Here is an 8,411-nt window from a genome sequence, read left to right on the forward strand (position 1 = left end):
GCATCCGGTGTAAAGGTATACGTGGTTGTCGTTGTGTTATCCAAAGCCGGTGACCATGTTCCTGTAATTCCTTCACCTGAAGTTGTCGGCAATGCTGCCAACGAATCTCCTGAACAAATTGGAGCTACCGCAGCAAAGGTCGGAGTCACATTAGGAGTAACCGTAATGGTCATCGTGCTTGTAGCAGCACATTGTCCCGCATCCGGTGTAAAGGTATACGTAGTCGTAGTGGTATTATCCAACGCCGGTGACCACGCTCCTGTAACTCCTTCAACAGAAGTTGTAGGTAATGCTGACAATGATTCTCCTGAACAGATAGTAGCTACCTGTGCAAAGGTTGGATTCACTATCGGGTTCACCGTAATAGTCGTTGTAGTTGGTAGTGCACACTGACCCGGATTCGGTGTAAACGTATACGTAGTCGTAGTGGTATTATCCAAAGCCGGTGACCATGTTCCAACAATTCCGTCTGTTGATGTTGTCGGTAATGCTGCCAACGAATCTCCTGAACAAACTGGAGCTACTGCTGCAAAAGCAGGCACTATGGTTGAGTTATTCACATAAACGATATCTACAACATCAGAACAATATAAAGTTGTCCAAAGGTAACTATAAGTACCAGACACGGTAAATCCGCTGATAGTAGTGCTGTTATCATCCGGATTAGCGATAACTGTAGGCGCTGGATTACCTGGTGCGGCAGACCAACTTCCCGCTCCGGCAGCCACAACGGTTGACGTGTTTGTTGCACAATCCAAACTTAAAGGCGTTGCTGAAACAATACTGTTATCAGCTGTGAATTCAATAGTATCTAAGAAGTTTCCGATAGTAGCTCCCCCAACACTGGAGATGGATTGGAAAATAAATCGGGTAACCGTCTGACCGGAAGGAACCGTATAGTTACGTGCTGCAGGATAGCTCCATGCATTCGGTCCATTTCCTGTACTTCTTCTGTCAATCTCAACATATGGCCCACCCGGAGGTCCTGCCAAAAGTGCAATAACGTCAGTACCTTGTCTTCCTTTGTGTGCATATCTATAAGTGAATACGGTAGTTACCGGTGTTGGAAAATCCTGATACACCCCGGAAACCTCAGTGGCATTCAATTCGATAAACTTACTGCCGGTATGAGCCGCATGACCTTCACTGTTAGGTGCAGACCAAAGTTCCATATGGTGATCCGTAGCGGTTGTTCGCCAACCCAAAAACATATGGTCATATAAATCCGACCATCTTGGAAAATTACCCGTGGTAAACAACACACCCTCCTCAAAACTTGGGTTAACCGTATTGATCAAACAGCTTACACTGGTTCCGCTGGCAGGAGCCACCGGTGTTTTAACACAAACGCTAAATTGTACATTGGTATTGGTAGTAACCATATTGATTGACGCTCTTATAAAATAAGTACTGCCGACCTGTAATCCGGAAACCGTAGCTGAGTTGTTATAGCTACAAGCTATCTGACTCAAAGCACCGCAGTTTCCAGAATAAACCGTCATCATGATCGGGATATTGTGTGAATTAAAATCTCTAAAATCAATAGTATGTGAGGGATTGGTAGCCGTGAACTGGAACCAGATATCACCTGAATTTGCAGTTCCACAAGTAGTACCTCCTACTGTTGAAACAGTTGAACCATTAAATACTCCGGCTTTTACCTGAGTACATTGATCATTACTGTTAACAGGAACGTTATAGGCTCCGGCACACTCATCATTTCCGATAATCGTTGTAAACGCTTTTGGCGCAGACCATGGACTAAATCCAGTTCCATCTGTACAAACCGCTCTTACATAAAAATCATAAGCTGTGAATGGCTGTAAACCAGTAATTGAATAAGGCGGCGGAGTCGTTACTGGCGTACCTGCAGTAGCTGCGGTAGGTGCCGGTGATCCTGCAAGCTGAGCAATAATTTCCCATGCCGTCTCACTACATCCAGGTGTCCATGTTACGTTCGCACTGGTTGGTGCCGGTGTTCCCACTACAGCTAAGTTGTAAGGTTTAGGACAAGTAGGAAGTGCTATTGTAAAATTATCAATTGCGGCTGGTGGCTGTGTTCCGGTAGCCGCATTATTTCTCCATTCAAAAACCACACGCATATTCCCACCCGCAAAAGGTGCAGAATTTACCGCATAGGTTAAAGTTGCGAAACTTGCTCCATTGATTAATTGATTCGATAACTGTGTTCCTCCACTTGCTGCAGCAGTGATTGCCGTCCCCGCAACCGGATTGAATGTTGAAGGTACAACCCAAACATTTATAAAGTCCGCTGCCGATTGCCCCATAGAACGCCAATCGAATGAAAGATTCACCGTTCCACCACATGTTGCAGGTATAGCAATATCTCTATACGCGTGAACAACTGATGTAGACGTTATCGTATAAGCATTGGTTGTTCCGTTATCATTACTGATGTACATTGAACGTGTGCCACCGTTATTAACAGCAGTTCCTTCATTCCATTTGTTCACTGCAGTTCCGTTAACTACTGTAAAGCCTGATGTTCCCTCAAAACCTTCTGTATAAGGTATTGTGGCAGGAATTTGAGTAGTTATAAATGTTCTTGGTCCAGTCCACGTACTTACATCTCCAGGACCACAAACTGCTCTAACATAGTATTCGTAATTGGTAGATGGATTTAATCCCGTAATGGTAAACGGATTCGTTCCAGCCGGAATGATAGTACTTGATCCTGTTGGTTGACCTGAACCTACCGGTTGAACCACAACTTCCCATTGTGTCTCAGCAGCCCCAGCAGTCCATTGCACCGTTGCAGTATTTTGAGTTACACTCACCACTGTTGGTACAGTAGGGGCCGGACATGTAATAATTGTAATGTCGATATTATCTATGGCAGCTGGTGGCTGTGTACCTCCAGTACCATCATTTCTCCATTCAAAAACAAGTCGTACTGTTTGTCCCGCCATTGCAGTAGCATTTACAACTAAATTTCTTCTGGCGAATGCTGTTGCTGAACCTTGATTAATGTTTCCACCAGCAATATTTATTCTATCAGCCGCAGCTGTTATTTGTGTTCCCGCTGTGGGTATAAACGTAGTAGGTACGATCCATACTCGGAAATAATCCCAAGTTGACTCTCCCACACAACGCCAGTCAAATCCAACATTAACCTGGTTAACACCTGCAGGAATTTGAATATCCCTGTACGCCTGAACTGTAGAAGTTGGAGTTGGAGTACCGTTTACTCTGTAAAAATTGGTTACTCCATTATCATTGGAGATGTACATTGCGCGCGTACCTCCATTGTTAACAGCAGTCCCCTCAAACCATTGATTTACTTGTGTGCCGTTTACTGTTGACCAACCTGATGTCCCTTCAAAGTTTTCTGAATAAGGCATTGTCACAGGAATTTGAGTGGTAGTAAATGCTCTTGGTCCAGACCAAGTACTTACATCTGAAGCTCCACAAACCGCTCTAACATAGTATTCATAATTGGTAGAAGGGTTTAAACCAGTAACTGTAAACGGATTCGTGCCAGCCGGTATAATAGTGCTCGATGCAGTTGGCTGACCAGAACCTACCGGTTGAACCACAATTTCCCACTGTGTTTCTGAAGCCCCGGCCGTCCATTGTAAAGTAGCCGTGGTGGTAGTTGTACTAACTGCAATCGGAGCAGTAGGAGCCGGACAGGTAATAACTGTTACATCTATATTATCAATAGCGGCCGGTGGCTGTGTACCTCCAGTACCATCATTTCTCCATTCAAAAACAAGTCTGACATTCTGCCCCGCAAAAGCAGTAGCATTTACCACTAAATTTCGTCTGGCGAATGCTGTTGCTGAACCTTGATTAATGTTTCCTCCAGCAATATTTATTCTGTCTGGCGCGGCTCCTATCTGTGTTCCGGCTGTAGGCATAAACGTAGTAGGAACAATCCATACGCGGAAATAATCCCAAGTTGACTCTCCCACACAACGCCAGTCAAATCCAACATTTATCTGGTTAGCTCCAGCCGGGATTTGAATATCCCTGAACGCCTGAACTGTAGAAGTTGGTGTTGGAGTACCGTTTATCCTATAGAAATTGGTTACCCCATTGTCATTGGAAATGTACATCGAGCGTGTTCCGCCATTATTTACAGCAGTTCCTGCAAACCATTGGTTTACTTGCGTACCGTTAACCGTATCCCAGTTGAAGTTGCCTTCAAAAGTATCTGAGAACGGAAGTGTTCCCGGAAGTTGAGGCGTTCTGAAACTAACCGGTCCTACCCAAACACTTGCTCCTGCAACACCACAATCTGCCAATACGTACACATCGTATGTAGTGGAACTGTTCACTGTCGCATTGTAAGTCGGCGTTCCGTTTACCGTTACTCCCTGTGTAGGAAGCGTTGGTGCTGGCGAACCTGCCGGCTGAACCAAAACCTGCCATGTTGTTTCCGTATTACCTGGAGTCCATGCAATTGTCGCAGAAGTTGGCGCAATATTGGAAACCACTATACTGTTTGGTTCCGCACACGCCGGAATATCTTCAACAATTACATTATCGATATAAATTCTCGAGCCGTTTGCTCCCGGTGCCACGTACCAACCGATATTAACGTTGCCGGTTACACCAACCATATTCACAACTTTCTCTATATAAGTAGTGTTATTATATGAAGCCGGTGCCACAAGCACGGTTGTCAAATCCGCAGGTGAAGGTCCGTTTGTGGACAATCTTACCTCGAAAGTACATGGAGAAGCTACTGCTTCAACACGGTATCTGTATTTCAAACGCTGGTTACCGTTAAGGGTAATTTGCGGAGAAACCAACCAGTCGTTATTGGTAATCGCACTTGAAACGATACTTGCCGACTGATTCCCTTCGAATGGGTTTGTTGCATAATCCATGTTCCATGCATTTGCATCAGCGCCCACGTTCAGAACTGTCCAACACGGTTGTGTTGTAGAAGTACTGTTAAATCCTTCCGTAAAAGGAACCGGTAGTGCAGCACACAGGGTTCTGAAAGTGAAAGGCCCAGCCCAAACACTGAATGTTCCTGATCCACAATCTACTCTTACGTAAAACTCGTAATTCGTGTTTGCTGTTAAAGCTCCAACAGGAACCGATGTTGTTGTCACAGGAATTCCTGCTCCTGTAGGCAATCCTGTACCAGCAGGCTGGAATACATATTCCCAGGCAGTAGCACCGCTTGGGTTACCCCATGTAAGGGTTGCTGCTGTCTGTGAAATTCCCGATGCACCTAAATTGTTCGGCGGAGGACATCCTACCTGCTGAATCGCTAAAGTATAAGGAAGCGTTTGCGGTGTTCCTGATGTAGAAATTACAATATAATAAGTTGTTCCGGCAGTGACAGAAAGAAATGGAATATTTCTAGGCGTCCCTCCCGTATTGGCAACCCCTGCCAAACATATTGAACCTACATTGGCACAACTTCCATAAACAAAAAGACCGGAGTTGTTTCCTGTAGGCGTCATGGTGATATCCACTACCCCTGTAAAAGAAGGTGTGAAAGCGTAAAACACATCATTCCCATTTAAATAGTTTCCTGTGATACCACAAGAAGCACCCGGACTACCATCCACAACATCACCAAATAATCCGGTATTACTTGTGGTTGAGTACGGAAGTGTGGTTACCGCAATTGGTCCGGCACATGTTTGTCCGAACGGAGTAGTATTAAAGATAAAAGGACCAACCCAGTTACTGGTTGCCCCGGCACTACAAACTGATCTTACATAATATTTGTATTGAGTCCCAGGAGTTAAACCTGTCAGAGGATACGGATTGGTAACCCCAAGATGAGTCGGAACCCCTGTTGGAGTAGCCGCACTGGGCATTACTTCAATATCCCATGAAGTAGCAGGCCCTGCATTTGTCCAGCTTAATTGCGCTGTGGTTGCACCTACCTGTGTAGCATTTAATGCTGAAGGGTCATTACATTGCTGAACAACATTCACATCATCAATAACCCAACGGTCACCTTGATACGGGTTGGCCGTCGTACCGGTTTGTGTATGCACCTTAACAAAGGCAACGTAAATGTTTTGTCCTGCATAAGCAGACAAAGACTGCACAATTTCACCATACACGTTGTATGCGGAAGAGCCTCCGGCTGCCATTGCAGTTTCCATCTGAATCTCAGTCCATTGCTGCAACGGGGTAAAACTTGCCTGATTGGTTTGCGAAGTCGTTGAAACACGTAATTGGTAAAGCGAACCATAATCCCCGCTTAATGTCATCTTCGTCCAAAATCGGAACTGTCCATTGGTCGGCACAGCAAATTGAGGGGTTACTAACCATTCCTCAGAAGTGCTACCCACCGGTAGGTTTTCCCTATCAATGTAAGCGTGCAGTGCACCGCTATGCGTAGGGGCGAATGATGTAGTAGTCGTCCAGTTTCGGACGGTGCCTACTCCATTATCCATAACGTTCCATGTCGTGGGAATTCCCGAGTCAAAACTTTCGGGAAATTGTGCATATCCCAGAAAAGATAGTAACGACATGAAAATTACAAGAGTAATTTTTTTCATAATTAATAATTGGTTTGAAATAGTTTAATTCCCAAATTTATATTAAAAAGCGTGCTTACGTTACCCTAACAAACCACTTTCACAAAAATTATATAATTGTGTGTTTTTTTGAATTTTTAGCATTTAAACCAAAAAAACAAACAAAATATAAATAATCTTATCTAAAAATTACTACTAATCTCTCAATTCAGAATAACCCTAAAACAGAAAGCCGCCGGCTGTTGAACTTCTGAGTTCTTTTTTCTTTCCGGAAGCGAATGTTTCGGGTTTTTTTTCATCCTTTTTCCTGCTTCCCGATAACTATCGGGGCGTTTTATTTTTATACCTGACAGGTTTTAAAAACCTGTCAGGTATAAAAGATACCACTTCCATCAGGGCTTACTCGGGAAACCATTTCTCTTTTTGGAATGGCAACTGAAAAAAAAAAAAAAACCACTCGCAATCGCGAATGGCTTTTTTCTATGTAATCTGTCTGATGATTATCGTTTCATCGAGAAGTGTGCTTTAAACAATTTCTCTGCACCGTTCTCCATGTACTTAATCGTGAACCAGTAATCCGTAGACGGTAATAACTGTCCGTTATACGTTCCGTCCCAACCCGATCCGGCCGGTACGATCTGTTTGATCAGTTTACCGTAACGGTCGAAAATCTGAATCTCCGAGTTTGGCTGATTGCCACTCAACGACCAAACGTTCCAGGTATCGTTATGTCCGTCACCGTTCGGTGTGAAGAAATGCGGATAACCGATGGTCAGAATATTAACAAGGGTAATATCCGTACATCCGATAGCATCCTGAATCGTCACCGTATGTTCTCCCGGTAAAACGTGAAGGAACACATTACTTGTCTGGAAGGCACCGCCGTCCAAACTGTACAGATACGAACCGGTTCCGGCCACAGTCACCGTAATCGCCTGACTGTCCTCAAAGTAATTCGTAACCACTGCTGTTGCGCTCTGCGCCGGATTGGATTCGGTTACGTTTATCATAAACACCTCGGTACAACCCGTAACCGCATTCATGATCGAAACGGTGTACAGTCCTGCTTCGGTTGCCACATACGAACTTCCGGTAGCTATTACGGTAGACATATCGCTTCCGAAATACCATTGGAAATCATAATCGGCAGCACTTAATTCCGTATCCATCGTATAACCGTAAATCAAAGAACCGGTTACCGAATCGATACAAACAATACCGTCCTGAATATCAATGCTTGGCAACGGATTCACCGTAACCACAACGGTTATTTTCTCTCCGGCGCAACCGTTGTTTATCGGAGTGATGGTATACGTTGCTGTTCCCTGCGTATTCCCTGTAGTGGTTAAAACCTGACTGATAGGAATTCCAGCTCCTGGAGTGACTTCAGAACCGCTTCCGTCAAAAGCTCCTGCTACCCCACTTTGAACAACAGTCCATTCAATGGTGGTTCCGGGAATATTTGGTGTTACTATAATTCCTGACGATAAGCCACTGCAGATAGGCGGTGGATTAGAAGAACTGAATAATTCCGGTGTCGGATTAACCGTTATCGTAACATCAATACTTTGTCCAACACATCCGTTAACCATTGGGGTAATGGTATATACAACCGTACCCTGTGTCATACCAACAGTTGTCAGTGTCTGGTTGATTGAACTTCCCGAATCCGGAAGTGCTCCGATAACGCCTGTCGGCAATACAGACCAACTGAATGTAGTGCCCGGCACATTGCTGGTCAAAACGATATCGGTGGTCTGTCCGGAACACAGGTTCAGCGAAGACACGCTGGCCGTAACAACAGGACTCGGATAAACCGTCACCGTAACCGTTTCCGGTGTACCCGGACAACCGTTGCTTATCGGTGTGATGGTATAGGTAGCCTGACCGATAGTCGTTCCGGAAGCCGTTAGCACATCGTTGATTGATGTC

The 8,411-nt window shown here is 44.7% G+C and carries 2 protein-coding genes; both read right to left on the reverse strand.

From position 1 onward, the window contains the following. A partial coding sequence (locus tag FLJC2902T_RS15295; RefSeq protein ID WP_035679209.1) for a fibronectin type III domain-containing protein occupies positions 1-6,500 on the reverse strand: 6,500 nt, incomplete at its 3' end. Between the two features lie 479 nt (positions 6,501-6,979). Further along, a partial coding sequence (locus FLJC2902T_RS15980; RefSeq protein ID WP_155958927.1) for a T9SS type B sorting domain-containing protein occupies positions 6,980-8,411 on the reverse strand: 1,432 nt, incomplete at its 5' end.

Origin of the sequence: Flavobacterium limnosediminis JC2902 (genome assembly GCF_000498535.1) — a bacterium.
Lineage (GTDB): Bacteria > Bacteroidota > Bacteroidia > Flavobacteriales > Flavobacteriaceae > Flavobacterium > Flavobacterium limnosediminis.